At 71.9% G+C, this 25,622-nt stretch carries 22 protein-coding genes; 18 read left to right on the forward strand and 4 right to left on the reverse strand.

All coding sequences use genetic code 11. From position 1 onward, the window contains the following. Window positions 1–6 precede the first annotated feature (6 nt). Window positions 7–906, forward strand: a complete 900-nt coding sequence (locus tag RNB18_RS46910; protein WP_311720300.1) for an amidohydrolase family protein — start codon at window positions 7–9, stop codon at window positions 904–906. A 344-nt stretch (window positions 907–1,250) separates the two neighbouring features. Further along, window positions 1,251–2,372 carry an SGNH/GDSL hydrolase family protein gene (locus RNB18_RS46915; protein ID WP_311720301.1) on the forward strand — a complete coding sequence of 374 codons (1,122 nt, stop codon included), beginning with the start codon at window positions 1,251–1,253 and terminating at the stop codon, window positions 2,370–2,372. A gap of 39 nt (window positions 2,373–2,411) precedes the next feature. On the opposite strand, the gene RNB18_RS46920 is transcribed toward RNB18_RS46915, so the two are convergent. Together RNB18_RS46920 and RNB18_RS46925 are read right to left on the reverse strand one after the other, a co-directional pair. Next, window positions 2,412–3,299 carry an SCO2400 family protein gene (locus tag RNB18_RS46920; RefSeq protein WP_311720302.1) on the reverse strand — a complete coding sequence of 296 codons (888 nt, stop codon included), beginning with the start codon at window positions 3,297–3,299 and terminating at the stop codon, window positions 2,412–2,414. A 250-nt stretch (window positions 3,300–3,549) separates the two neighbouring features. After that, the gene (locus tag RNB18_RS46925; RefSeq protein WP_311720303.1) at window positions 3,550–4,185 is read right to left on the reverse strand and encodes a ScbR family autoregulator-binding transcription factor; all 636 of its coding nucleotides are present in this window, start codon (window positions 4,183–4,185) and stop codon (window positions 3,550–3,552) included. A gap of 131 nt (window positions 4,186–4,316) precedes the next feature. Between RNB18_RS46925 and RNB18_RS46930 the strand changes: the two genes are divergently transcribed. The 15 genes from RNB18_RS46930 to RNB18_RS47000 all read left to right on the forward strand — a co-directional run bounded on the left by RNB18_RS46930 (window position 4,317) and on the right by RNB18_RS47000 (window position 21,913). After that, a complete protein-coding gene (locus RNB18_RS46930) occupies window positions 4,317–5,330 on the forward strand; it encodes a ScbA/BarX family gamma-butyrolactone biosynthesis protein (protein ID WP_311720304.1) in 1,014 nt (337 codons plus the stop codon). Continuing rightward, the gene (locus tag RNB18_RS46935; protein ID WP_311720305.1) at window positions 5,327–6,256 is read left to right on the forward strand and encodes an NAD-dependent epimerase/dehydratase family protein; all 930 of its coding nucleotides are present in this window, start codon (window positions 5,327–5,329) and stop codon (window positions 6,254–6,256) included. Before RNB18_RS46930 ends, RNB18_RS46935 begins: the two co-directional genes overlap by 4 nt. 200 nt (window positions 6,257–6,456) lie before the next feature. After that, window positions 6,457–7,392: a hydroxyacid dehydrogenase gene (locus RNB18_RS46940; protein WP_311720306.1), complete on the forward strand. Its 936-nt coding sequence runs from the start codon at window positions 6,457–6,459 to the stop codon at window positions 7,390–7,392. A gap of 69 nt (window positions 7,393–7,461) precedes the next feature. Next, entirely contained in the window at window positions 7,462–8,862 is a 1,401-nt protein-coding gene (locus tag RNB18_RS46945) for a M20/M25/M40 family metallo-hydrolase (protein WP_311720307.1), read from the forward strand. Then, window positions 8,859–9,839 (forward strand): 2,3-diaminopropionate biosynthesis protein SbnA, encoded by a 981-nt coding sequence (sbnA, locus tag RNB18_RS46950; protein WP_311720308.1) that lies wholly within the window; start codon window positions 8,859–8,861, stop codon window positions 9,837–9,839. Before RNB18_RS46945 ends, sbnA begins: the two co-directional genes overlap by 4 nt. A 51-nt stretch (window positions 9,840–9,890) precedes the next feature. Next, window positions 9,891–10,898, forward strand: coding sequence for a 2,3-diaminopropionate biosynthesis protein SbnB (sbnB, locus tag RNB18_RS46955; protein WP_311720309.1), 1,008 nt, complete (start codon window positions 9,891–9,893; stop codon window positions 10,896–10,898). A gap of 41 nt (window positions 10,899–10,939) precedes the next feature. Beyond that, on the forward strand, window positions 10,940–12,202 hold the full coding sequence (locus RNB18_RS46960; RefSeq protein ID WP_311720310.1) for a phenylacetate--CoA ligase family protein: 1,263 nt from the start codon (window positions 10,940–10,942) through the stop codon (window positions 12,200–12,202). Window positions 12,203–12,205: 3 nt separating this feature from the next. Then, window positions 12,206–14,008, forward strand: coding sequence for an asparagine synthase (glutamine-hydrolyzing) (gene asnB, locus RNB18_RS46965; protein ID WP_311720311.1), 1,803 nt, complete (start codon window positions 12,206–12,208; stop codon window positions 14,006–14,008). A gap of 74 nt (window positions 14,009–14,082) precedes the next feature. Further along, entirely contained in the window at window positions 14,083–15,081 is a 999-nt protein-coding gene (locus RNB18_RS46970; protein ID WP_311720312.1) for an aspartyl/asparaginyl beta-hydroxylase domain-containing protein, read from the forward strand. A 56-nt stretch (window positions 15,082–15,137) separates the two neighbouring features. Then, window positions 15,138–16,553 carry an ATP-grasp domain-containing protein gene (locus tag RNB18_RS46975; RefSeq protein ID WP_311720313.1) on the forward strand — a complete coding sequence of 472 codons (1,416 nt, stop codon included), beginning with the start codon at window positions 15,138–15,140 and terminating at the stop codon, window positions 16,551–16,553. Continuing rightward, the gene (locus RNB18_RS46980; protein ID WP_311720314.1) at window positions 16,550–17,863 is read left to right on the forward strand and encodes an oxamate carbamoyltransferase subunit AllG family protein; all 1,314 of its coding nucleotides are present in this window, start codon (window positions 16,550–16,552) and stop codon (window positions 17,861–17,863) included. Before RNB18_RS46975 ends, RNB18_RS46980 begins: the two co-directional genes overlap by 4 nt. A gap of 13 nt (window positions 17,864–17,876) precedes the next feature. Continuing rightward, entirely contained in the window at window positions 17,877–19,124 is a 1,248-nt protein-coding gene (locus RNB18_RS46985) for an MFS transporter (RefSeq protein WP_311720315.1), read from the forward strand. Between the two features lie 28 nt (window positions 19,125–19,152). Then, a complete protein-coding gene (locus RNB18_RS46990; RefSeq protein WP_311720316.1) occupies window positions 19,153–20,181 on the forward strand; it encodes a threonine aldolase family protein in 1,029 nt (342 codons plus the stop codon). Between the two features lie 67 nt (window positions 20,182–20,248). Beyond that, the gene (locus RNB18_RS46995; RefSeq protein ID WP_311720317.1) at window positions 20,249–21,283 is read left to right on the forward strand and encodes a DMT family transporter; all 1,035 of its coding nucleotides are present in this window, start codon (window positions 20,249–20,251) and stop codon (window positions 21,281–21,283) included. A gap of 6 nt (window positions 21,284–21,289) precedes the next feature. Then, window positions 21,290–21,913, forward strand: coding sequence for a TetR/AcrR family transcriptional regulator (locus tag RNB18_RS47000; RefSeq protein WP_311720318.1), 624 nt, complete (start codon window positions 21,290–21,292; stop codon window positions 21,911–21,913). A gap of 29 nt (window positions 21,914–21,942) precedes the next feature. Here the strand turns inward: RNB18_RS47000 and RNB18_RS47005 are convergent, their stop codons facing one another. Both RNB18_RS47005 and RNB18_RS47010 read right to left on the reverse strand, forming a co-directional pair. Then, window positions 21,943–23,151 (reverse strand): hypothetical protein, encoded by a 1,209-nt coding sequence (locus RNB18_RS47005; RefSeq protein WP_311720319.1) that lies wholly within the window; start codon window positions 23,149–23,151, stop codon window positions 21,943–21,945. 92 nt (window positions 23,152–23,243) lie between these two features. Then, the gene (locus tag RNB18_RS47010; protein ID WP_311720320.1) at window positions 23,244–23,966 is read right to left on the reverse strand and encodes a TetR family transcriptional regulator; all 723 of its coding nucleotides are present in this window, start codon (window positions 23,964–23,966) and stop codon (window positions 23,244–23,246) included. 142 nt (window positions 23,967–24,108) lie between these two features. Between RNB18_RS47010 and RNB18_RS47015 the strand changes: the two genes are divergently transcribed. Beyond that, the gene (locus RNB18_RS47015; protein ID WP_311720321.1) at window positions 24,109–25,614 is read left to right on the forward strand and encodes an APC family permease; all 1,506 of its coding nucleotides are present in this window, start codon (window positions 24,109–24,111) and stop codon (window positions 25,612–25,614) included. Window positions 25,615–25,622: the final 8 nt, after the last annotated feature.

Here is a 25,622-nt window from a genome sequence, read left to right on the forward strand (position 1 = left end):
GCCGACATGGACGATCGCGACGTGGCGTCGAACGGGGAGGCCGACGAGATCCGCCGTTTCTGGGGCGGGCTCGGTCTGCCGGGCCTGATCGACGTCCACACCCACTTCATGCCCGAGCGGGTCCTGCACAAGGTCTGGGACTACTTCGACACCAACGGGCCGCTGATCGGCGGGCTGGGATGGCCGATCACCTACCGGAAGGAGGAGGCGGAGAGAACGGCGCTGCTGCGGGAGTTCGGGGTCAGGGCCTTCACCGCGATGCTCTACCCTCACAAGCCCGGCATGGCCAGGTGGCTGAACGGATGGGCGGCCGACTTCGCCCACCGCACCCCCGACTGTCTGCACACCGCCACCCTCCACCCCGAGCCGGACGTCGAGACCTACGTCCGCGAGGCCGTCGAAGCAGGGGCGCGGGTGTTCAAGGCGCACGTCCAGGTGGGCGCGTACGACCCCGCCGACGAACGCCTCCAGCGGACCTGGGGGCTGCTGGCGGAGGCAGGCGTCCCCGTGGTGATCCACTGCGGCTCCGGGCCCGCACCCGGCAAGCACACCGGCCCCGAGCCGATCGCGCGGGTGCTGGCACGGCACCCGAAGCTGCGGCTGATCGTCGCGCACATGGGCATGCCCGAGTACGAGGAGTTCCTCGACCTCGCCGAACGGTACGACCAGGTGCGGCTGGACACGACGATGGCGTTCACCGACTTCACCGAGGGGTTCATGCCGTTCCCGCGCCGGGCCCTGCCCCGGCTCGCCGCACTCGGCGACCGCATCCTGCTCGGCTCCGACTTCCCGAGCATCCCCTACCCCTACCTGCACCAGCTCCACGCCCTGGAACGGCTGGACCTCGGACCGGAGTGGCTGCGGGCCGTGTGCCACGACAACGCGAGAAGTCTGTTCGACGTATAAGGCCGCCACACATGTATGGGTTGAGGGAAGGGCCGCCTCGACCTCCCCAGGTGTGACGGCCCTTCCCCCGGGCAAGCATCGTTTCTGCTACCCGGAAGATCCGGACTCATTCCCGGCTTGCCGTGCCTCGCACTCGCCGGCCCGCGTGAAGATGCTGCCGGGAGGGGTTGACGGGCACGCGTCAGGCGGTCACCTTGAAACAGCGCCAGGGGTGTGGGAGCGCTCCCGTGCCGTACGGGTCGTACGGGCCACACGCGTTGTACGGGCCGTACGGAAGGGTCCCGGGGCCCGGCACCGCATCCCGCGTCCCGCCCCGACCGTCCCCACCTCCGAAGGATGGCCACATGCAGCCCCCTCCGCCCCGTCACTTATCCCGCAGAACACTGGTGACCGCCACCGCTGCCGGCCTGGTCGCCGCCGTCGCCGCTCCCTCGCGGGCGTCCAGCGCCGCCCCGACCCGGTTCCACACCGTGGGCCGGGTCAAAGCGGCCGCCGACGGGTTCGTGCGGTACAGCTGGCCCGGCATCTACTTCGAGGGCCGGTTCCGCGGTACCGGTGTCGGCGTCGTCCTCGACGACTCCGTCAACGACTACGACGTCCAGATAGACGGCAGGACCACGGCCACCCTCGTGACCCCGGGCCGAACCACCGCCTGGGTCAAGGGACTCACCGACACCGAGCACCGCGTGCGGCTCGTCAAGCGGACGGAAAGCGCTTGGGCCGAGGGGCGGTTCGGCGGTTTCGTCGCCGCTCCGGGCGGCGCGATCCTCGCCAGGCCGCCCGCCCGGCGCAGGCAGATCGAGTTCATCGGCGACTCCTACACCGCGGGCTACGGCAACGTCTCCGGCACGCGTGACTGTTCGACCAACGGGGGAGTCGACCGGAACACCGACTCCGACCTCTCCTTCGGCGCCCTCACCGCCCGACGGCTCGGCGCCGACTACCAGATCAACGCGTTCTCCGGCCGTGGCATGGTCCGCAACTACAACGGCAGCAGCCCGGGCACCGACTTCCGCGCCTACTACGACCGTGCCCTGCTGAGCGTGGAGGGCGACGTCTGGCAGAAGCCGGCCGGCTGGCGGCCGCAGGCCGTCGTCATCGGACTGGGCCTCAACGACTTCTCGACGCCCCTCAATGCGGGCGAGCATTGGGGCACTGAGGCCGAACTGGTTGGCGCCTACGAGTCCGCCTACCACGGCTTCCTCGACAAACTGCGGGCCCGCTACGGCCCCAGGACGTTCCTCGTCGTCAGCGCCACCAACCTGGGCTCCAGCCCGTTCGCCGAGACCGTCGAGCGCATTGTCCGCACCCGCAACGCGCAGGGCGACGGACGGGTGAGCTACTGGTATTACGACGACCCCGCCCTGGACCACCTGGGCTGCGACTGGCATCCCTCCGCCGAGGACCACCGGATCATCTCCGGCCTGCTCGACGACCACCTCGCCACGCTTCCGCTGCGCTGGTAGCCGACGGGCCGTCAGTACACCCTCATGCCGCCCCGGTGTTCAGTTGATGCAGAGCAGGTTGAGCACGCACAGCCCCGACGGATCGGTCGCAGAGGACGAGGACGTCGTCGTCTGCGAAGTCTGCGAGCTGTTGCTGCCCGCGCCCGTGTTCGTGGTCGTCGTGCTGTCCGTGGCCGTGGACGAAGGGGTCTGCTCCGTCGTCGTATCGGTGGTGCCGGACGTGCCCGTCGTGCCGCCGGTGTCGGCGCCCGTCGCGACCGATGTCGAGAGTGTGGTCCGAGACTGCGACTGCGAGGCGGTCGTCGCCGTGGGCGTGGGGGAGGTGGCGGAGTCCGGGTGGACCGACGACCGGGTCGTGGTGGACGCCGCGTCGCCCGTGCGCCGGTGCGAGGTGACCGACTTGGAGGGTGTGTTCGTGGATGCCTGCTGTGCCTTGGCGGGTGTCGACGCCGGGAGTGCGTCGTCCGAGGTCGGCAACTCCGCCACGCCCATGGACCGGTTGTCCGGTGACGTGGCCGCCTGGGTGCGGACGTTGGACTGCTGGTTCATCGCGGAGACGGTCAGGCCACCACCGACGAGGGCGACGGCGGTCGCGACCACCGCCTTGCGCTGGTTCTTCCGCCAGCGGGCCCGCTGACGTCGGCGCGCTGCCCGGCCCTCCGCCGCCACCGGCGCGTCCGTCACGTCGTCGGACGGCACCTCGGCCGGGTCGGCCCCCGCCGCAGGCTCCTCGTGGAGGCCCGCGTCGTGCCACGTGGGTGCTTCGTCCCACGCCGCTGCCGCCACGCCCGTCGTCGCGTAGATGTGGGCGGGGGGAGCGATGTCCGGGGCGTAGGCGCCGCATCCGGGACACGCCAGGGCGCCGTTGAGATGCCGACGGCACGAGGAGCAGTAGTCCATCTGGTCTTCCTGAGTCGACTGCACCATCGGCCCAGTGGCCGTGGCCGGTCTCGTTCGCACGGAGGATCGAGCCGGAGGCAAAAGTAGCGAGCCTTTCGAAAGGCGGTGTGCAGCCTGTGTGATGCTCCTGCGCAGATGTCCGAGGGGTGAGGTGGACAGGAGGGACGTAAGTCTCTTTCGCGCCCCTTGGTCCTTGGTCGAGCGGCATCGGTCCGGTCGACGAGTGGTCGGCGGCTGGGGAGCGAACTGTCGTCAGGTTCGCTCCCCCCGGTCGGGGTCAGGCTCCGCCGCTCAGGCCGAGTCCGGGTGATCCGGCCGGCAGCAGTGTGCCGAGGGCCTCCGGGGTCGCGATGCCGGGCAGGATCTGCTCCCACCAGTTGGTCAGGCGGTCGTGAAGATCGCGGTGGGCGCTCGTGACGTGAGAGAGCATCTGGATGCCGGTGAACGAGCCCACCACGCTGGCCGCCACGTCTTCGGGCGCCAGCTCCTTGCGGAGTTCTCCGGCGCCCTGGGCACGCGCCAGCTCCCGGCTGAAGGCCCGTAGCCACCAGTCGTACATGTCGGAGTCGTTCGTCTGGAACGTTCCCCGCTCCACGGTGAGCCGGATGCTCGCGCGGAACAGGACGTCCGTGCGCAGCCGACGGGCCAGCTCGTGGGTGAGGTCGATGGCCTGCTGCATCGGTGACGCCGAGGGGCTGCGCACCTCGACCGGAACCTCGGTCTGGGCGGTCATGACGCCCTTGGCGATCTCCTCCTTGGATGCGAAGTGGAAGTACATCGCTCCTTTCGTGACGCCGCTGCGCTCCTGGATCTCGTTGATACTCGCCGCGGCGTAGCCTCGTTCGTCGAAGACCTCGGCCGCCCCGACCAGGAGCCTCTTCCTCGTCTCGATCGCTCTTTCCTGCCGTGCCATCGGGTCAGTCCTTGTTTCATGGGCGTGTCAGCCCTGTGAGCGTTCTGATCAGTTAATTCAAAAACAAACCGTACGTTGGGTATTCTATGCCTCCGTAACCCGTACGTCGATCACCCGCTGGAGCCCGTGCCATGCCGGTCCACCTGTCCCTCCCCGCCGAACTCGCCGACGACCTCTCTGCGCCCGCCGCCGAGTCCTTACATCCCCTGACCTTCGAGCGGACGGCGCCGCGTGATCTCGTCCACCGGCGGGCCATCGGCGAGGTGCTGCTGACCGACGACTGGATACGTCTCGGCGCGCACCGCTTCAAGGTGGGAGCCCAGTGGCCGCGCGGACACGGCTTCTACGGCCCGGTCGGAGGCCGCTGGCACGATCCGCTGCTGGCCGCCGAGAGCATCCGGCAGACCTCCTCTCTGGTCAGCCATGTCTTCTACGACCTGCCACGCGACCACCCGACCCTGATGACCGAACTGAGCCTCGCCCTGTCTCCGGAGGCCCTGCGGCTCGACGACCGGCCGGTCGATGTCGAACTGACCGTCGACTGCGGTGAGGTGACCCGGCACGGCAGCCGGCTCGCGGCGATGACGATGGAGATCGGACTGGTCCGTGACGAGGTGCCCCTGGGGCGTGGCCGCATGACCTTCAACTGCATGCGCCGCTCCGTCTACCGGCGGCTGCGGGGCTCGCACGCCGAGGTTCCCGCCCGTCTGCCCGAGCAGCCCGAACCGCTGCCTCCCCATGAGGTCGGCCGGGCCGTCGAGGCCGACGTGGTGCTCGGCCTGCCCCTGGACGATCCCGGTGCGGCCGATCCGCGCCAGGGAGCCTGGCCGCTGCGGGTCAACTGGGCGCACCCGACCCTCTTCGACCACCCCACCGACCATGTGCCGGGGATGCTCCTGCTGGAGGCCGCGCGGCAGGCGGCGCAACGCCTGGCGGGTCCCGGCCCGGTGTTGGTCACCGTGATGACCAATCAGTTCCACCGCTATGTGGAGTTCGACGCACCCTGCCTCGTCCGGGCGCGGCTGTCCGCCTCCGGTGACGGCGGGCACGAGGTGCGGGTGGCCGCCGAACAACACGGTGCGGTCGTCTACGAGTGCACCCTCACCCTCCAACGCGCACCGGTGTCCACGGGCGGCCCGCGATGAACCGTCCGCTCGTCCTCGTCACCGGCGGATCCGGTTTCGTCGGCGGGATGGTCGTCCCGCTGCTCCGGTCCGCCGGAGTGCGGGTGCGCGTCCTGGCTCACCGGCGTCCCGTGACGCCGATCCCGGGTGTCGAGGTCGTGGACGGCGACCTCACGGATCCCGCGGCCCTGCGCGGCCTGTGCCGCGATGTGGACGCCGTGCTTCACCTGGCCTCCTGGATCGGCAAGGACGAGGACCGGTGCTTCGCGGTGAACGTCGACGGCACGCGCCGCCTGGTGGCCGAGGCCGGCCGGGCCGGCGTGAGCAAGTTCGTGCAGCTGAGCACCGCGGCCGTGTACGGCAACGGGCCCTTCCGTGAGGCGGCCGAGGGCGCGGTGGAGCCGCGCCCGGTCTCGCCGACCAGTCGCAGCCGCCTGGCCGGTGAACGGTTCGTGCTCGCGGCGGGCGGTGCGGTCCTGCGCCCGTACCTCATCTACGGCACGGGAGACCGGTGGGTGATGCCGGCGCTGCTGCGCATGGTGCACGCCCTGCGCTCGGGACTGCCCGAGCGGGGCTCGGCGCTGCTGTCGCTCACCGAGGTCGGCTCTCTCGCCACTTCCCTCACCCGGATGGCCGTCACCACGCCGCCCCGGCGAGCGACCGGTGTCTTCCACGCCTGTCCGCCCCGACCGGTCAGCCTGCGCGAACTGGTCGTCGCCACGCACCGCCACCTCGGGTTCCCGCTCGTTGGCGGGGATCAGCCCTTCGAGCAGGCTCGGGAGGAACTCGTGGCGGCCGGATGTGACCCCCACGTGCTGGACCTGCTCGGTGTGGACCACTGGTTCGACGCGACCCGGCTGCGCACCGTGGGCGATCATGCCCCGGACGTCGGCCTGACAGCGGGGCTGTCGGCCCACGCCGCCTGGTATCGGGACCAGTTGCTCTGACGCTCCGAGCCGCGATGTCCCGGCACTCCGCTGCCGGGACCCGCGGCTCACCTCCTCCTGCCACGGTCGCCGGGTTGAGTGACCGAGGACACACGGGGAGTTCCTTGCCCGAGAAACAAACCGAACGTTAGGGTTTTTCCAGAAACAAACCAAACGTTCGGATTAGTAATCGTGGACCCGACCTTCCGAAGGAGAGCTCCGTGCCCGCACCGGTCGTGATCGTGAGCGACGTACTGCCCGGCGACAGCATCGCCGCCCTGAGGAGCGTCTGCGACGTCCGGCACGTCGACGGCCGTGACCGCCCGGCGCTGTTCGCCGCGCTGCCGGACGCGGACGCCCTGATCGTGCGCAGCGGCACCCGGGTCGACGCGGAAGTCCTGGACCGGGCGCCCGGCCTGCGCGTCGTCGCACGCGCCGGCGTCGGCCTCGACAACGTCGACACCGACACCGCCAGGGCGCGCGGCATCACCGTGCTCAACGCCCCGGACTCCAACACCGTGAGCGTCGCCGAACTCACCGTCGCACTGATCGTCTCCTCGGTGCGCCACCTCACCGCCGGGATGCGCTCCCTCGCGAACGGCGAGTGGCGTCGCGCCGAACTCACCGGCGTCGAACTCGCCGGCCGCACCCTGGGCATCGTCGGCTACGGCCGCGTCGGCCGGCAGGTCGCGCGCCGGCTGGCCGCCTTCGACATGCACATCCTCGTGCACGACCCCTACGCGGACACCCTCGGCGACGACGTGCACCCGACGGGCCTCGACGAACTGCTCACCGCGAGCGACGTCGTCACCCTGCACCTGCCCAAGACCCCCCGGACCGCGGGACTCATCGGCGCCCGGGAGCTGTCCCTGATGAAACCCACCGCACATCTGGTCAACGCCGCCCGCGGCGGCATCGTCGACGAGACGGCCCTGCACCGGGCACTGCGCGACGGCCGGCTCGCCGGTGCCGCACTGGACGTCTTCGCCACCGAACCACCCGGCACCTCACCCCTGTTGGCCCTGCCGAACGTGGTGGCCGTGCCGCACCTCGGCGCGAGTACCCACGACGCACAGCTGCGGGCCGGACAGGAGGTCGTCCGCAAGGTCCTCGCGGAACTGACCCCGGTCGCCGTCCCCGCACCCACCGCCGTCTGAGCGGTGCCACCCGCACGCCGGAGACCCACCATGCCTGCCCCAATCTCAGCAGCGATCACCCCCGCCCTGATGACCAGAGCCCGCGACGACCTCGCCGAACTGGTCGCCCTGCGCACCGTCGTCGGAGCCGCGCCGCCGGACCACTTCCCCCGAGCGGCCCGCACCATCGCCGACCTGCTCGCCGAAGCCGGCCTTCCCGAGACCAGGCTGCTGCCCGCCGACGACGGCACCGAGACCGTCTACGCACGCCGCCCCGGCCCGCCCGGCGCACCCTCCGTGGTCCTCTACGCCCACTACGACATCGTCTCGGCCCAGGACGAGACGGCCTGGCGCACTCCGCCGTTCGCACTGACCGAACGCGACGGACGCTGGTACGGCCGCGGCAGCGCGGACTGCAAGGGAAACGTCGTCACGCACCTCACGGCGCTGCGCGCCCTCCAGGACGCCCTGCCCCACGAGCCCTACCCGGACCTCGACATCACGGTCCTGGTCGACGGGAGCGAGGAACCCGGCGAAGGAAGCCTGGAGAAGGTGCTGCGCGCACACCCCGGGCTTCTCGCACCGGACGCCGTCGTCATCGCCGACGCGGGTAACGCCGCCCCGGGCATTCCGACGCTGACCACCTCCCTGCGCGGCATGGCCGTCGTGGAGATCACGCTCTCCACCCTGTCCAGGACCCTGCACTCGGGCCAGTTCGGCGGACCCTTACCCGATGCGATGACCGCCCTCATCCGTCTCCTGGCCACGCTGCACGACCACCGCGGCACACCCTGCCTGCCCGTCGTGGACACCGACCAGGCCGGGTGCGACACCCGCCAGGACCAGGCGGAGTACAGCGAAGCCGACTTCCGCGCGGACGCCGGAGTCCTGGACGGCGTCGAACTCATAGGTACCGGCTCCGTCGCCGACCGGCTGTGGCGGCTGCCCGCCGTCACCGTCCTGGCCGTCCAGTCGCCGTCGCTCGACGACGCCGTACCCGCTCTCCGGCCCTCGGCGAAGGCACTGGTCAGCGTGCGCACCCCGCCCGGCTCGGACGTCCTGCACACCCATGAGGCGCTCGCCGCCCATCTGCGGGCCCACACCCCCTGGGGTGCGCACCTGGACATACGCCGGGTCACCAGCGGCCCGTCCTTCCGCGCGGACACCGGCCGGACCGCGCACACAGTGCTCCGCGACGCCCTGCGGGACGCCTTCGGCGCACCGCCCCGCGAGGTGGGAGCCGGCGGTTCCATCGCCGTCTGCTCCGTCTTCAGGAGGCTTTACCCCGACGCGGAGATCCTCCTGTGCGGCGTCGCGGACCCGCCGTCGAACATCCACGGCACCGACGAGAGCGTGAACCCGGGTGAGATCGCCTCACTGGCCCAGGCCGAAGTCCTTTTCCTGCGCCGCCTGGCCGCGCTCCGGAAGAACACGCCCGAGGCCGGCGACGACCCCGTCCCTTCGCCGACCGGCGAGCAGGAGGACCGATGATCTACCAGCGCGCCTGTGACATCGTCACCGACGACGTCTTCCTCGAACTGGACGGCGTCCTGACCGACAGCCGGCTCTTCCTGAAGCTGGAGGGGATGAATCCGGCCGGGTCGGTGAAGCTCAAGTCAGCCCTCGGCATGGTGGAGGACGCCGAGAAGAGGGGCGTGCTCTGGCCCGGTGGACGGATGGTGGAATCCTCGTCCGGCAGCCTCGGTATCGCCCTGGCCGTCATCGCCGCCGCTCGCGGATACCACTTCACCTGCGTGACCGATCCGAACATCTCCCCCCAGAGCCTTTCCCTCATCCGGGCGTTGGGAGCCGAGGTCGTCCAGGTCACGCGGCGGGACCGCAACGGTGGCTATCTGGGCTCCCGTATCGCCCGCATCCGTGAGATGACGGGGGCCGACGCCGGGCTGGTGTGGCTCAACCAGTACGCCAACCCCGCCAACGCACAGGCACACGCCCGCCGGACCGCCACCTCGATCCTCAAGAACATCGGACACGTCGACGTCCTCCTGGTCGGCGCCGGCACCACCGGCACGCTCATGGGCTGCACACGGCACTTCCGGGCGTTCTCGCCCTGGACGAGGATCGTCGCGGTCGACACCACCGGGTCGGTCACCTTCGGCGGCCCGCCCGGCCCACGCCACATCCCCGGTCTCGGCACCAGCCGCCGTCCCGAACTGTGCCGGCCCGACCAGGTCGACGAGGTCGTCCTCGTCGACGAGCCCGACGCCGTGCGCATGTGCCGCCGTCTGGCCCGCGAACACGGGCTGCCGCTCGGCGGCTCCACCGGATCCGTGCTCGCGGCCCTGGAGTCGATCACCGACCGGATCCCCGCGGGCTCGCGGGTCGTGGCCCTCTCGCCCGACATGGGCGACCGCTACGCCAAGACGATCTACGACGACCTGTGGGTGGCCGACACCTTCGGCGCGGACGTCCTCGACGACTCCGGCAGTTACCCCGTCGCCGTGTGACCGGCCGTCGCCACTCCAGCTCTGACACGCAACGAGAAAAGGGAAACACCCATGTTCGACTTCCACGTGGTGGGCGGCACCGCCCTGCGCGCCCTCATCGACGTCTCCCGCCCCGAGATCGTCGAGACGGTCCGCTCCGCCTACCTCACCCACGACGCCGGGGACTCGGTCAACCCGAACAGCTACTTCCTGCGCTTCCCGCAGAAGCCGGACGCCCGCATCATCGCGCTGCCCGCCCATCTCGGCGGCGACTACGGCCTGTCCGGCATCAAGTGGATCGCGAGCTACCCCCGCAACATCGAGCGGAACATCCCGCGCGCCTCCGCCACGCTGCTCCTCAACGACTACGAGACCGGCTACCCCTTCGCCTGCCTGGAGGCGTCCCAGATCAGCTCCGCCCGCACCGCCGCGTCCGCGGTCCTGGGCGCCGAGGAACTGACCGGCGGACGCACCGCGCAGCGGATATGCCTGGTGGGCGCCGGCGTCATCGCACGCAACATCGCGGAGTTCTTCGCCGCGCAGTCCTGGTCCGTGGACCGCTTCGTCGTCCACGACCGGGAAGCCTCCTACGCCGCCGCCCTCACCCGGCGCATCACGGGCCTCGGGTACCGGGCCGAGCAGGAGGACTCCTTCGAACGGGCCGTGGCCGACGCCGACCTCGTCGTCTTCGCCACCACCACGTCGGAGCCCTGGGTCACCCGGGCCGACACCTTCGCCCCCGGCCAGACCGTCCTCAACATCTCACTGCGCGACCTCGGCTGGGAGATCGTCGCCGGCGCGCAGAACATCCTCGACGACGTCGACCACTGCCTGACCGCCGACACCTCACCGCACCTGGCCGAACAGCGGCTCGGCCACCGCGACTTCGTCGACGGCACCCTCGCGCAGGTGCTGCGCGGCAAGGTCGCACCGGCCGCCGACCGGCCGCGGATCTTCTCGCCCTTCGGGCTCGGTGTCCTCGACCTCGCGGTGGGACAGCGCCTCCACCGGCAGGCCGTCGAGAAGGGGCTCGCCGTCGGTGTGCCCGACTTCTTCGGCGAGACACAGCGCTGGAACTGACACTCGCGCCCGCCCCGCCGTACGACGAAAGGCACTCCCTGATGCCGCACACCGCCACCGCCCTCGCCACCCGCACTCCCGCACGGGAGGCCGAACTGGCCGCTCTCGCGGCCGGTCACGCCCAACGATTCCCCTGGTACCGCGATCTCCTCCTGGGCCGCGGCGCCCTCGGCTCCGGCGACCTCGCCGACCTCCCCCTCATCGGCACCGACCTGCTGGCGGCCCGCTACTACACCGCCGGGCACCCGCAGCTGCCGGACGCCTCCGTGTACCACACGTCCGGAACCTCCGGCGGACAGCGCAAGCGCATCCTCTACTCGCCCGCCGACGACGACGCGTACGTGGCCCAACGACGGGAGTTGTTCCGGGAGTTCACCCGGACCGTGCCGCGCGGCGCCGTCGCGGTCGCCGACCTCGGCACCGGCCACGCCGCGGCCTCGGCACGCCGCGTCTTCCTCGAACTCGGCTTCCAGGCCCACGACATCGACTTCACACGGCCCGTCGACGAACACGTGGCGAAGCTCAACGAGTGGCGCCCGGACGTGTTCTTCACCATGCCGATGATCCTCGACCGGCTCCTCCAGGCCCGCCCCGGCCTGGACATCCGGCCGCGGAAGATCATGGTCGTCGGCGATGTGGCGCCACCCGCCTGGCGCGCCCATGTGGCGGACCGGTTCGGCCTCGAACCCGCGGACGTCCTCGACGTGTTCGGCTCCATCGAGATCGGCGCCATCGCCCACTCGTGCGCGCAGACCGGCCTCTACCACTTCCACGACCACATCGTTCCCGAGGTGCTGCCCCCCGAGGAGCTGACCGGCCGCACCGAGAACGACCGGGTCCCCTCCCACCAGGAAGGCAGCGGAGCTCTCCTGCTCACCTCCCTCACCCGCGGATACTTCCCGGCGATCCGCTACGTCACCGGCGACGCCGTCACCGGGTTGCGCCGCATCCACCACGACGGCCGCGAGGTGTTCGCGTTCGAACGCATCGACGGACGCCTCGCCGGTGACCTGAAGCACGGCGAGCGCATCAGCAACCACGACCTGGCCCAGATCATGGCCGAGGTCTTCCCGGGCAGCCCGTTCGAGGCGGCCGACGACGACGGCCTGGTCATCCGGGTGGTGGCCGACACCGTCGACCACGACCGGCTCGCCGCGATCCGCTCGGCCGTCGACCGGCGGGCCCCCGACGTCGCCCAGATGATCGCCTCGGGTCTCGTCGGACCCGTGCGGGTGATCGGTGTCAGTCCCGACGGACTGCGCTCCGGCCATGCCAAGCGCCGTCTCGACCTCAAGGAGGGCTGACCCGTGTGCGGAATCGCCGGATCGGTGTCCCTGGGACACGCTCCCGTCCACGCCCCCTACACGTCGGCCGCCTGTGCGGCCATGGCACACCGGGGACCCGACGAAACGGGTTCCTTCGTCACCGCCGAGGCAGCCCTGGCGATGTGCCGGCTGAAGGTCATCGGCCTGCACGACGGCTCCCAGCCCGTCTTCAGCGACGACGGCACCGTCGTGTGCGTTCTCAACGGTGAGATCTACAACCACCAGGAACTGCGCGACCTGCTCGCCGCCCGCGGCCGTCCGGTGCGCGGCGGCAGCGACGCCCAGGTACTGCCGCACCTGTACCAGGAGTTCGGCGAGCACTTCGTCGAGCGGTTGCACGGCATGTTCGCCCTCGCCGTTCACGACACCCGCCGCGACCGGCTCGTCCTGGCCACCGACCGGGTCGGCAAGAAACCGCTGTTCTACGCGCGGCCCGCCGGCGGCGGGGTGGCGTTCGCCTCCGAACTGCCCGCGCTGATGCTGCACCCGGGGATCGGCCGGGAGACCGACCCCGTCGCGATCGACCAGTACCTCAGCTACCGGGTCGTGCCCGCACCGCACACCATCTACCGGCAGGTGCGCAAACTAGAGCCCGCCACCGTCCTCGTCCTGGAGGCGGGCCGCCCCGAACGCCGCCGCACCTACTGGCAGTTCGACTTCACCGCCGAGCTGACGGACGTGCCGCAGGCCGAGATCGACGACCGGATCGACGCGTTGCTCCAGCAGGCCGTGCAGGACAGGCTGGAGTCGGAGGTGCCACTGGGAGCGATGCTCAGCGGCGGGCTCGACTCCAGCCTGGTGGTCGCCCTGGCCACCAGGCAGCTGGGCCGGCCGATCCACACGTTCTCCGTCGGGTTCGAGCACGCCGCGTTCGACGAGTCGGAGTACGCCCGCGCCGTGGCCGAGCACTGCGGCACCCGGCACCACGTGTACCGGATCGGCGCCGAGGACGCGCGGGAGGCCGTCGACACCATCCTGACCCACATGGGCGAGCCCTACGCCTTCCCGTCGGCGATCGCCGCGTCATGCATGTACAAGCTGGCCCGGCAGCACGTCACCGTGGTGCTGACCGGCGACGGATCCGACGAGATCTTCTGCGGATACGGCCGCTACCAGCGCCTGCGCGATCTCCCGGGTGATTCCGGACTCGCCGACCGCTACGAGCATGTCCTTGCGGACGGCGTGCCCCACCCGCTCAAGAACAGGCTGTACGCGCCCGACTTCGCGGCCCGGATCCCGGGCCATCCGCACAACTACCTGCGGGCCCGCTTCGATCGCACCGACCCCTCGGTTCCGGACCTGGACCGCGCCATGCAGGTCGACAGCCGTTTCTGGCTCTCCGACGCACAGCTGGTGAAGATCGACCGGATGTCGATGGCGCACTCCGTCGAGCCCCGGAGCCCCCTGCTCGACCACCGGCTCATCGACTACGTCACACGGGTCCCCGCGGCCCGGAAACTGGTCGGCGCGAACGAAAAGGCCCCGCTCAAGCGCGTGGCCGCCCGCTACCTGCCCGCATCCGTCCTGGAGCGCCGCAAGCAGGAGCTGGCGGTGCCCCTGGAGAGCTGGCTCGGCGCGGAGCTGCGCTCCTCCATCAGCGACACACTGCTGTCCGAAGCCTCCCTGGAGCGCGGCTACTTCCGCCCGGACGCGCTGCGCTCGGCGGTCCGCGAGTTCCGTCCCGAGCACACCTACGCGCTGTGGACGCTCTACATGCTCGAACGCTGGCACCACCTCCAGGAGAACGGCACGGCCCGCGAGGCAGCCGCCGTGGCGCACGTCTGAGCCCGCGATGTCCTGCCGCGGACCTCCGCCGAACCGACGCCCACCCGAATCCCGACACCCGCGAAGGAACCTCCATGTCATCCACCACCTCGCTCGTCGACTCCCCGCCCATGCCCGCAGAGGGCGTACGGCTCAAGCCCTCCTTCGACGCCGGCCGGCTGCTGCGGGAACTGACCTCCCTGCGCGAGCACACCTGGGACCAGCAGCGCGTCTACACCGAGGACGGCGTCGGCGCCGCCACCGAGGTCGACTGGCGCTGCCTGGCCCTGCGCAGCCCCGGCGGCGACGCCGACCGCACGGACCCGGGCGGCCCCGGCCCGCGGGACTTCGAGGAGACCGTGTGGCTCGACCGCATCCCGTACGTCCGTGACGTGCTGGACTCCATACCGGCCCCGCTGCACGCGGTGCGGTTCATGGCGCTCGGCCCCGACACCGTCGGCATGGACCACACCGACCCCAAGTACGGGCCGCGCTGGGGCGTAGGGCGGCTGCACGTGCCGGTCGCGACCAACCCGGGCGCCGTGCTCGTCCTCGACGGGGTGGAGCACCGCTGGCAGCCGGGGGAGTTCTGGTTCGGCGACTTCAGCCGCACCCACCGGGTCCAGAACACCGGCACCGAGCACCGTGTCCACCTCGTCGTCGACGTCCTGGTCACCCCCGGTCTTGCGGCCCTGTTCCCGGAGACCTGGCAGGAGTACTTCCGCCACGGCGAGGTGCTCTTCAACCGCCAGGAGTGCCCGCAGACCGCGGACGAACGACGGCGGCTGGCCACCCGCTTCCCCGTCCCGGCGACGTTCCACCTGTGGGAGGACGACACGCCGCTGTCCGCCGACGCGCCCCAGGAGACGGCGACCCTCGCCGAGGAGGGTGACCGGATGACGCTCCGGCTGCCCGGCGACCGTGTCTTCGCGCTGGTGCACCTCGGCGACAACGAGTACCGGCTGAGCGGCTGGAGCGAGGAGCGCACGCTCCAGGTCTTCCCCGACGGCCCGGAACCCAGGGTCGTGCTGCGCACCCGTGAGGGCAGCCAGGTCCACGAGCTGACCGTGACCGCCGAGCGCCTCGCCGCCTGAGACATCACCGTGCGGGGCGCGGCACGGCCGCGCCCCGCACCCGACCGAGGGAAGCCATGACCGACTTCCGCGACAGCGGCGCCCCGTCCGCAGCGGACGCCGCGCACCCGCCCGCCGTCATCGTCATCACCGATCTGGTCGTGCTCGCCAAGCACCTGCGCCTGCTGGACGCGGCCGGACAACGCGGACTGACACCGCTGTTCGTCTTCGGACCCGAGACACCCGCCGACGAGCTCGCCCGCCGCCGCGCCGACCCGGAGCACCCGCTCTTCCGCCTCGCCGACGAGGAGTTCCGGCACCTCGCGGACACCTCGCTCGACACCCTGCTGCGCGCCGTCACGCCCTGGCTGCACGACCGCACGGTACGCGCGGTGCTCAACGTAGGGGAGGTGTTCGTGGAGGCCGCCGGAGCCCTCGCCCAGACCCTGGGGCTGCCCGGGCCCGGCACCCACGCCGCCCGGGTCTGCCGCAACAAGCTGCTGCAGCGGCTGACCGCTCCCGCCCTGGCACCGCGCTTCACCCTCGTGGACCCGGACCGCCGCACCACGGTGACGCACTTCCCGGCCTTCCCCGCCGTCCTCAAACCCGCCTCCAGGATGTCCAGTTCGGGCGTGCGCGCGGTCGCCGGGCCGGACGCCGTCCTCCCGCTGCTGCCCGACTACGGCCCCGGTGAACTGCTCCTGCTGGAGGAACGCGTGACCGGGCGCGAGTTCTCCGTGGAGACCTTGGTGCGCGACGGCCGCCTGCTCTGGTCCGGCATCACGGCCAAGGACACCAACGAGTCCGGCACGTCGTTCTTCACCGAGACCGGCCACACCTCTCCCGCGCCGCATCTGACCCCGGCCCAGGAGAAGCTGCTGCTCGACGCCAACGCGGACTTCCTGCGCGCCGTCCGGTTCGGGACCGGCATGAGCCACGCCGAGTTCCGGCTGACCGCCGAGGACCGGGTGGTACTGATGGAGGCCGCCGCGCGTCCGCCCGGGGACGCCATCACCCGCCTGTGGCGGCTGGCCACCGGCATGGACCTGGACGCCGCGCTGCTGGACCTCGCGCTCGGCACCGAGCCCGCCACCGCACCGGCCGCCCGCCGTGCCCGGCAGGTCTATCTCGACCACCCATGGGGACGCCTGACGGACGTGACCTCCGAGGGCGCACCGGTCCACTGGGTCGGCGAACAGGGCCGGTGGCCCGACCTGCCGCCCGTCGCGGCGGACGCCCCGGCCCGCGGCCACGCCGTCCTCGTGAGCCGGCACCGCGGCGACCTGCTCGGCGACCAGTCCGACTCCCAGGGCCGCTCGGTCTCCGTCGTCCTGGACGGCCCCCTCGACACCGACCTCGACCTCGCGGCACCCGAGACCGTCCGGGGGGTGACGATCCACACCGAGCGGACCACGGACGCCGAGGGGATCGCGAGCGGCGGACCCGGTGAGGGCGCCGGGAGGGCCGAGGCCGTCGAGGAGGTCGTACGGTGACCGGCCGTCCCGGCACCGCGCCCGCGCCGCACGACACCGTGGCGCCGGCGCGCGACGCGGCCAACGCGCGGGCGGTGGCCCGTCTCACCGAGGCCCGCCCGGTCCTGGAGACCATTGCTCCCGCCGCCGAGGTGGTGCCCGGCATGACCGCCCGGACGATCCTGGTCTCCGGACCGCCGATGCCCTGGCAGGGGTACGAGGGCGGTCAACGGCGGGCCGTCATCGGGGCCGCGCTCTACGAGGGGCTGGCCCGGGACGAGGCGGAGGCCGAGGCCCTGCTCGCCGACGGCACCCTCGCGGTGCGCCCCTCGCACGACCACGCCACCGTGGGCTCGCTCACCGGCGTGTGCACCGCGTCGATGCCGGTGGTCGTCGTGAGGGACGAGGCATCCGGGCGGCGCGCGTTCTGCCGTATGAACGAGGGCGCCGACCGGAACTCGCTCACCTTCGGTGTCTGGGACCACGGAGTCGGCGCCCGACTGCGGCACGTCTGCGACGTCGTGTCACCCGCACTCGCCGAGGTCCTGGGCCACTTGGGCGGGATTCCCCTCGCCCCGATCATCCGCCGGGCCCTGGCCATGGGCGACGACCTGCACAGCCGGCACCGGGCCGCCGGGACGCTGCTGCGGGCCGCGCTGCTGGACGCCGTGCTGGATCTGTCCCGCGACCGGGTCGCGGAGCGCCACCGGCAGTTGGCCGCTTACCTGCGCACGGCCGACTACCTCTTTCTGCACCTGGTGATGGCGGCCGCCAAGGCGGCGGCCGACAGTGCTTCCGGCATCCCCGGCAGCACCCTCGTCACCGCGATGAACCTCAACGAGAAGGAGTTCGGGCTCCGCGTCTCAGGCCTCGGCGACCGCTGGTTCACCGCTCCGCTCCCGCCGGTGTCCACGCTGCGCGGCCGACTCGACGACGGCTTGACCACCGACGACCTGGCGTATGTCGGTGGCGAGAGCCTGATCACGGAGACGGTCGGTCTCGGCGGCATGGCCGCCGCGGCCGCCATGCCCCTCCAGGACCACTCCGCCGGGAGCCCCCGGGAGATGATCCGCCTGACCGAGCGCATGTACGGGATCACGCTCGCGGAGCACCCCGAGTACCGCGTTCCCGCCCTCGCCCACCGCGGCGTGCCGTGCGGCATCGACGTGCGGCGAGTCGCCGAGACCGGCATCGTCCCGGCCATCCACCTCGGCGCGACGCTGCGCGACGGCGGTCACGCCGGCGCCGTCCTGTTCCTTCCCCCGCTCGAACCGTTCCGGCGGGCCGCGGACCTGTTGTCCGCGTCCTCGCCCGCCACCGCACCCGCCTGACCCGGAGATCCCCGTGACACCCTCGTCCCCTTCCCGCCACGACACGGCCGCCGTGCCCGACACCACCCCGGAGGGCGCCGAACGGCAGGCCGCGCCCCCCGCCCTCCTCGGCCCGCTGCGCAGCTGGCTCGCCGTCGTCGCCGTCGGCATGGGCGTCTTCGCCTTCACCACCACGGAGATGGTCCCCATCGGACTGCTCCCCGCCATGAGCGGCGACCTCGGCGTCTCCGAGGGCACCGTCGGTCTCTCGGTCACTCTGTACGGCGCCATCGCGGGCCTGTTCGCCCCCGTGCTCACGGTGGCGACCCGCCGCTTCGACCGCCGGCTGCTCCTGCTGGTCGTGCTCACCGTCTTCGTCGTGGGCAACGCCTTCACCGCTCTGTCGTCCTCGTACGCGATCCTCATGACCTCACGGCTGCTGACGGGCTTCGCCCACGGCGTGATGTGGTCGATCGCGGCGAGCATCGCCATCCGCCTGGTGCCGCCGGAGAAGTCCGTCCGGGCCACCGCGGTCGTCTTCAGCGGCATCTCCATCGCCTCGGTGGCCGGCGTGCCGTTCGGCACCTTCGTCGGCGGACTGTCCGGCTGGCGTACGGCGTTCTGGGCCATCGCCGCGATCGGTGTGCTGATCCTCGCCGCGGTGGCCGTCCTGCTGCCCCCGCTCGCGCCGCGTTCCGTCGTGCGGCTGGCCGAAGTGCCCAGGCTGCTGCGGGACGGCAACCTCAGGATCGCCACGCTCGTCACAGCGGCCATGGTGATCGGCCACTTCGCCGCGTACACCTATGTCGCGCCCTTCCTGGAGCAGGACGCCGGCATCCCGTCCCACTGGGTCAGCGCACTGCTGCTCCTGTACGGCGTGGCCGGCGTCGTCGGCAACTTCGCCGGCGGTGCGGCGGCCGCCCGAGCGCTGCGCGCCACCACGCTCACCTGCATCCTGCTGCTCGCCGCGGCCGTCGTGCTGCTGGTGGTCAACGGCCGGTGGCATCCCGGCACGGTGATCCTGCTGCTGGTGTGGGGCATCGCGTACACGGCGCTGCCGGTCTGCCTCCAGACCCTCGTCTTCGCCAGCGCCCCCAAGGCCCCCGAGGCCGCGACCTCGCTGTACATCTGTGCCTTCAACGTCTCCATCGCGCTGGGCGCCATGGTCGGAGGCTGGTTCGTGGATTCGTCCGGGCCGTCCGCGGTGATGTTCCTCGGTGCCGGATTCAGCGTCCTGGCCGCCCTGTTGATGACCCGGTACCGCGTCGCACGGCCCGAGTGACCGGCTGTTCCCTTACGTGGAGGCTTCCGTGACACCACCCCCGACCGGACCGCCGGTCGACCTGCGATCCGACACCGTCACCCGTCCCGACGCACGGATGCGGGAGGCGATGGCCCGTGCCGAGGTCGGCGACGACGTCCTCGACGGCGACCCCACCATGCGCGCGCTGGAGGAGGAGGTCGCGGGCCTCCTCGGTACCGAGGGCGCCCTGTGGGTGCCCAGCGGGTCGATGGGCAACCTGATCGCGCTGTGCGTGCACCTCGACCGCGGCGACCGCTTCCTCGCCCCGGACCGCGCGCACATCCTGGACCACGAGGTCGGCACCGCCGCGTGGCTGGCCGGCGGCATGCCGCGCGCCCTGCCCTGGACTGCCGGCCCCGGCGCCATCAGTCCCGCGGACATCACCCGGGTGGTCGGTCGCGGCGGACCGTACTTCGCGCTGCGGGACCGGCTGTTGTGCCTGGAGAACACGCACAACGCGGCGGGCGGCACCGTCACCACCCCGCCGGAACACCGCCGGCTGACCGACGCCGCGCACGCCGCCGGGCTGCTGGTGCACCTGGACGGCGCCCGCCTCTGGAACGCCGCGGTCGCCCTCGGCGTGACCCCGGCGGAGCTGGCCGAGGGTGCCGACACCGTCCAGGTCTGCCTGAGCAAGGGGCTGGGCGCGCCGGTGGGTTCGGTAGTTGCGGGCGACAGGGCGTTCGTGGAAGAGGCGCGCAGAGTCCGCAAGATGCTCGGGGGCGGAGTCCGGCAGGGCGGCGTACTGGCGGCAGCCGGCCTCGTGGCGCTGGAGCGCGTCGACCGCCTCGCCGAGGACCACGACCATGCCCGGCTGCTCGCGGCCGGACTGGCCGACCGCGGCTGGCGGACCGGTGTCCCACGGACCAACATCCTCGTCCTGCCGGTCGACGACCCGCAGCGCACCGTCTCCGTCCTCGCCGAACGCGGTGTTCTCACGGTCCCCACGGACACCGGCGTGCGGATGATCACCCACTGCGATGTGTCGCGCGCCGACATCCTGCGGGCGGTGGAGTCCTTCCCACCGCCCGGCTGAGCGCGTGCGAGCAAAGCGCCCGAGCGCCACCCCCCGACACTGCCGCCCCACTCCACCGGGAGTAACCATGCCGTTGTCGCGTACGTCGCACGGTCGCGCCCACGAGGCGGGCCGGGCGCCCTCACCCGGGGCGCCCGCCCCACCGCGGGCCCCGGCCCGGTCCGGGGCCCTGCCGCTGGCGGGGGCCGTCGCCGGTGGTGCCGCGCTGGCCCTGGAGTCCGTGGTCAACGGCAGGCTCGGTGAGCACACCGGGGCCGTGGCCGCGGCCGCCTGGTCGAACACACTCAGCCTGGGTGTCGCTTCGGTGGCCGCGTTCTTCCTGGCAGGACTGCGGCCTGCGTTCGCCGCACTGCTGCTTGCGCTGCGTTCGCGTGGACTGCGGCCATGGCACTGCCTGGGCGGCCTCGCGGGCGGCGGCATGGTCCTGACGCAGGCGCTGACCGCCGCCGCGCTCGGGCCCGCTGCCTTCACTCTGGCGCTGGTCGCCGGCCAGACCCTGAGCGGCGTGGTCATGGACCATCTGGGCCTGGGCCCCGGTACGCCCCGCCGTGCCACCCGGCGTCGGCTGTCGGGCGGGCTGCTCGCCGTGTGCGCTGTGGCGATTCCGGTGCTGGCCGCCCCGGACGCGGGCCGTACGCTCGCGCTCGCCGTCCTGCCGTTCCTCGCCGGCTGCGCTCTGTCCTGGCAGATGGCGGTGAACGGGCGGGTGGACGAGGCCGCCGGACACCATCCGTACCCCGCGGTACTGCTGAGCTTCGCCACCGGCACCGCGCTCATGGTCACCGCCGTGGTCGTGCTGACGGTGTCCTCCGAACTGCCCCGGCCTCGGTCCGGACCGCTGTGGCACTACGCGGGCGGCCTGCTCGGCTGTGTAGTGGTGCTGGCCGCGGTACTGACCGTGCGCCGCATCGGGGTCCTGGCCGCAGGCCTGGGCATGATCAGTGGTCAGGTGCTCGGTTCGCTCGCCCTGGGGCCGCTGCTCGGGGAGCCGCCGGCACACCAGGGGGCGGTCGCGGCCGCGGCGGTGCTGCTGATAGGCGCGGCCGTGCTGGCGGCGCCCTCGCGCGCGCGAGCCCCGCGGCTCGGTGGGAGAGGGGACTGACCTTCCGTGCCACGACAACAACGCGCCGTCCGCTCGCGCGAGGCCATCGTGAGGGCGGCGGCTCATATCGTCGACCGTTACGGTCTCAAGGGCGCGACTCTCTCCAGGGTGAGCGGTGAGGCCGGACTGTCCAAAGGCGCGGTCTACTTCCACTTCGCCGACAAGGACGCGCTGGCCACCGCCTTGGAGGAGGAGGCGGAGCGTGCTCTGGACGGACTGGCCACCGCCCGCGGACGCCCGACCGGCCCGGCCATGGCATCCGTGGTCGAGACGACCCGTGAACTGGTCGGACTGCTGAGCCGGGACGTCGTCGTACGAGCCGGCTTCCAGGTCAGCTGCGACCGCGCCGAAGGTGGCGTCCCGACGCTGCGCCGCCGGCTGGTGACCCTCCTGCTGCGACAGCTGGAGGACGCCCGGCGCGACGGAAGCCTCGCACCGGGCGTCGCGATCGAGGACCTCGTCGCCACGGTCCTCACGGTCACCATCGGTGTCCAGATTCTCTCCCGCGAACCGGGCGCCGCCCAGAACGTGCCCCGGGCCCTGGAGTACTTCTGGCAGGGCGCACCCGCTCGCGGAACGGACGAGCGGGTGCGCGTGGAGCACGAAGGCGGACCGGGAGACACCTGCTGACGCGGTGTCAGTACGCGGTCGTGGCCGCGTCAGCCGTGCCGGACGGTCCAGAGGGTGGCGTGGTAGACGCCGTCGGGAGTGGAGGGGTCGGCCGAGGCCGTCGCGCTGTTGCCCACGGCGGCCCCGTGCCGGTCGACGTCGGACGCCGTGGAGTGGACGCCGCCGACGGCGGGCAGGAGCGTGAACTCGCCGGTGTCGACCCGGTAGACGTAGCCGAAGGGGCCGGGGTTGGTGTCGCCGGCGGCGAACTTTCCGGCCACGCCGTTGATGTAGGTCCGGCCGGGTCCGGGGCCGAAGGTCGAGAGCGTCTTGGTGCGCAGGTCGTAGGCGTACGCGCCCGGACGCGTGGTGGCGAGGACGGTGTGCCCGGTGACGACCGGGCGGTAGGACATCTCGGGGCCCAGGTCGCTCCAGACCCCGCTGCGGATGTCGTACGCGAAGCCGCGCTCCGGCGGTTGCTCGGAGGAACCGTCCGGCTTCGGCTGGAAGGTGCCGACGACCGTGTTGCCGGTGATCGAGGTGACCTTGCTGGAGACGCCGTTGTCGTAGGCGCTCAGGTCGGTCCAGGCCCGGGTGCGCAGGTCGTACACGTAGGCGTGGCCTCCCTCGAACGGCGTGTCGGGGTAGTCCCAGGTGCCCGCGACGTACCGGTTCTGGGAGCTCCCGGCCGCGGTGCTGGTCCCGTCCGGGCCGACCGGGGACTCGAGTTCGGTCATGACGCCGGTGCGCGCGTCGTACGCGTAGGCGTGGGTGTTCTGGTTGCCGGGTGTCCTGGCGCTGCCCACCACCGTGCTGCCGCTGATCCCGGCGACGTGGCTGTCGGTGCCGCCGAAGGTACCGATCGTCTGCGTACTCCGGGTGCGCAGGTCGTGCACGAACCCGCGGGAGTTGCCGTTGGCCAGCGTGGAGTCGCCGATCACATAGCGGCCCTCGACGTCGAGCGCGGAACTCGACGTCCCCCCGAGGGTGCCGAGGTCGGTCATGACGCGCGTGGAGCGGTCGTACGCGAAGGCGTGCCACTCGAAGTCGCCGGCGATCGCGGAGCTGCCGACCACCGTGTCCCGGTCGAGTGCGAACCCCGAGCTGTAGGCGCCGCCGAGGGTGCCCAGGTCGACGGCGGTGTACTGCGGTGAGGACGGCTTCGAGGTGTGGGCGAGCGCCGGACCCGAGCCGAGTCCGAGCAGTGCGAAGGCGAGCGCCGCGACCGCGGCGCGGGCACCTAATCGTCTGTGTCTCATGGAGTCCCCCCTGTGGACTGGTGTGCGATCTGGTCGTTGCTACCGTCCTGCCTCTCCAGCCAACCGCCGCCCCACGGAAGGTACGGAAAAACTCATCCGGGTGACGAACCCCCTGTGGACGCCCGGCGCGCCGGTGCGCGCGCCGCCAGCGCCTCCAGCAGCAGGTCCACCGCCTCCTCGAACGAGCTGTCCGCCATGCCCGGCAACTCGCGCCGTACCGCGGTGAGCGCCGGGTACGCCACCGGGTCCAGGTCCTGGTAGACGTCCCCCCACGCCCGCTGGTCGGCCTCACGCTGCTGCCGGGGGAGTGCCTGGAACGCCGCGTCGGTGGCCGCGTGGCTGAGCACGGTGTCGATGAAGGCCAGGTACAGGCGCGCGGCGGCGGCGCGCTCGAAGCCCGCGGAGAGCAGGAGGCCGATCCCCGTGTCCACCGCCTGGATCTCGCTCCTGCGCCGGGTCACCCGGTGCGCGGCCATGGCGGCCGCCCGCGGGTGGGCGAGGTATCCGGCACGGACCCGCAGGGCCATCTCGCGCAGCGAGGCCACCCAGTCCTCCCCGGGGACGAACCCCGCCATCGCGTCACCGATGATCCGGTCCGCGATGGCGAGCACCAGGTCGTCGGTGTCGTGGAAATAGCGGTAGAGGGCGGTCGGGTCGCAGCCCAGCGCCGCGCCGAGCCGACGCACGCTCAGCGCCTCGGGACCGTGCTCGCCGATCAGCCGCAGGGCCGTCTGCACGATGAGGTCCTCGGACAGCAGGACTCCGGAGCGGGTGGGCCGCCGGCGTCGGCGCTCCTGCGGGACACGGCTGGACATGGGCACGTTCCTCTCGTCCGGGCGCGCTCAGTGAACGACCCCCACCCGCCTTACGTCAACAGGGTTGACCCAATGTGGACGTCGGCTGTTCCATCACCTCACCGCGCGGCTCTTCCCCGTCTCCCGTCCCCGAGGAGCCCTCATGTCATCAGCACCGCCCCTGCCCTCCGCGCCGGGCCCGGCCCTGCGCCGTTCCCTCGGCGTCGTCGACGGCGTGGCCATCGCCGCGTCCAGCACCGCGGCCACCACCAGCATCGCCATCGGCATGGGCACGATCGCGACCATCGTGGGCCTCCAGGCCCCGGCGCTGCTGCTGCTGGCCTTCCTGCCGGTCCTCGGCATCGCCACCGCCTACGCCCGCCTGAACCGCTCGGAGCCGAACTGCGGCAACGGCTACGTCTGGGTCGGCAGGGCCCTCGGCCCCTGGCCCGGCTTCCTGACCGGCTGGGTCACCCTGGTCGGCTCGGTCATCTTCTGCGCCTACACCAGCGCGATCATGGGCTCGGTCGTCCTGGCCTTCGCCAACAAGGCCGGACTGCACAGTCTCGCCGGCATCGCCCTCGACCCCACCTCCACCGGTGTCACCACGGCCGTCGGGCTGGTGATCCTCCTCGGCCTCACCGCCCTGGCCGTCACCGGGGTGCGGTCCGCCACCCGCTTCCAGTTCGCCCTGCTGATCTTCGAGTACGCCGTGCTGCTGGCCTTCTGCGGCTGGGCCCTGGTCACCGGGGACCACGCCGTGTCGCTGTCCTGGTTCAACCCCTTCGAGATCTCCAGCGGCACCACCTTCGCCCAGGGCATGGTGCTCGCGGTCTTCTTCTTCTGGGGCTGGGACGCGGCCTTCAGCGTCAACGAGGAGACGAAGAGCCCGGGCGACGCGGCCCGCGGCGGCCTCATCGCCCTCTTCGCCATGCTCGGTCTGTTCCTCTTCGCCTCGGTCGCCTTCCAGCGGGAGATGAGCCTGGCAGAACTCGTCAGAAACGGCCCCCAGGCCCTCCCGTACCTCGGCGAGAAACTGGCCGCCGAACCCTGGGCCACCCTGCCCCTGGTCGCGCTGATGTTCTCCGCCGTCGCCTCCGTGCAGGCCACTCTGATCCCCACGGCACGCGGCCTGTTCGCCATGAGCCGTGACCGCACGATGGGGCCGGTGTGGACCCGGATCCACCCGCGCTACGGCACCCCCGCCGCCGGCACCGTCGTCGTGATGTCCATCGCCGGAGTGATCGCCGTGCTCGCCGTCGCGATCCCCAAGCTGAGCGACATGCTGCTGGCCGCCGTCAACGCGATCGGCCTGATCGTCGCCCTCTACTACGGCCTCACCGCGGTGGCCTGCGCCGTGCGCTTCCGCTCCGCGCGGCACGAAGGAGCACGGGAGGCGCTGCTCGCCATCGGCGTGCCCGCCGTGTCCGGCCTGATCCTGCTCGGCCTCGGCGGCTACCTCGGATACTCGTACCTGACCATGAGCGACCACTTCGAACTCAGCCCGGACAACGGCTGGTTCATGTTCTCGCTGCCCGCCGCGATCATCCTCGCCGGCCTCGGGATGGCCGCCGTGGCCAAGTACGTGAGGCGCTCGCCGTACTTCACCACGGGGCGCGGCACCGACGCCGAGTCCCTGACCCTGCCGATGGACCGTACGGCAGTCTGACCTTCTCT

The sequence above is a fragment of the Streptomyces doebereineriae genome (assembly GCF_031845645.1).
In the GTDB taxonomy this organism is placed as follows: Bacteria; Actinomycetota; Actinomycetes; order Streptomycetales; family Streptomycetaceae; genus Streptomyces; species Streptomyces canus.